General features: G+C 72.7%; 2 protein-coding genes. Both read right to left on the bottom strand.

Going from position 1 to position 1,334, the window contains the following annotated elements:
- A partial coding sequence (locus AC1DYI_RS35845; protein WP_477208851.1) for an AraC family transcriptional regulator ligand-binding domain-containing protein occupies positions 1 to 912 on the bottom strand: 912 nt, incomplete at its 3' end.
- Positions 909 to 1,334 (bottom strand): GGDEF domain-containing protein (locus AC1DYI_RS35840; protein WP_477208850.1); only part of this gene is annotated, 426 nt, incomplete at its 5' end. The genes AC1DYI_RS35840 and AC1DYI_RS35845, both read right to left, overlap by 4 nt.

Raw genomic sequence — 1,334 nt, 5'->3', positions numbered from 1 at the left:
CACCTGGTCCAGCTCGGCCTGGAAGTGGGTGCCGTGGCGCGCCAGCTGGCGCTTGAAGGTGGCCGGGCTGGCGTCGAATGCCGCGGCCGTCTGCTCCAACGTGGGCGCCGGCACAGTCGAGTCGTCGGCGCCGGCGATCAGTTGACGCAACAGGTGGTCGTAGAGCGCCGCCAGCACACTGCGTGTCGGTTCATCGCCCTGCATGCCCAGGCCTCGGCGCGCCGCCTCGGCCGCCACGCCCTGGCCGCGCGGCCAGGGTTGGCTCAGCCACGACGAGCCGATCAGCAGCCCGTCGAGCTGGCAATCGAACCGCAGACCACCACCGCCGCCAAGGTGCAGCTCCAGGTGCGAGCGGTCTCGGGGTGACGGGCGGTTCAGGCACACCGTCCAGGGCAAGCGATCGCCGGACTGCCAGCGGCTCATCGCCACCAGGGCGCTCAGGTGCAGGTCGACCAGCAGGTTGCGTTGGGCCGGTGCGCCGCTCGCATCCAGCCAGTAGATGAGCGTGTGGCGTGGCCCGACGAGGCAGCGCGGCGTCAGCAGCGGGCTCAGGGTGGCCGCATGCTCGACGAGCAAAGCCAGCGCCTGCCCCAGGTCAGCTGCGTGCGCCAGCGCGTGGCTGGGCGCCCCGGCATGGCCCGGCCACCAGGCCTGGCCCAGCAGGAAGGCGGTGTCGGGCGCGCAGTCGGCGCGCACCACCTCGACCAGCAGGTCCAGCAGCTCGCGCGGGCTGATCTTGTCGGCCATGGCGAGGCGGCGGGTGACCGCGGGCAGCTGCAACTCGCGCTGGCGAGCGTATTCGAGCAGCAGTGCAGCGTGGTGCCCGGCCGGCAGGAAGGCACTGTCGGCGTGGTAGCGGCGGCCGGACGGCGGCAGGTGCAGCCGCGCCTCGGCGCCCAGGGCCAGCGTCATGGCTGGCTGGTGTTGCGCGGCTCGTTGGTGCGGCGATTCATCGCGGCCACCAGCGCATCGACCGGGTCGGTGCTGGCGTCATCGATCTCGGCCAGCACGACCTGCGGCTCGCGGGCCGCGATCAGTTGCCCGTCGCGGGTGTGGAAGCTGAGGCTGGCCACGGCCCGGCGCAGCTGTGCGGCCAGCAGCGTGGCAACGTCGGAGCCGGTGGCCGGCAGCAGCACGGCGAATCGGTCGCCGGCGAAGCGGCACAGCACGTCGGTCGCGCGCAGGTTCAGCAGCAGCAAGTGGGTCAGGGCCTGCAGCAGCCGGTCGGTCTCGGCCGGCCCGTACAGGCGCAGGCACCATGAGAGCTGGTCCGCGTCCAGCATCAGCAGCGCGCAAGGCTGGCCCGGGTGCTCGCGCTGCTCGATGCGAACCAG

The sequence above is a fragment of the Ideonella sp. P3_A4 genome, assembly GCF_056403075.1.
Note: the sequence above shows the minus strand (reverse complement) of the source record. Positions and strands in the feature narration are given on the sequence as shown.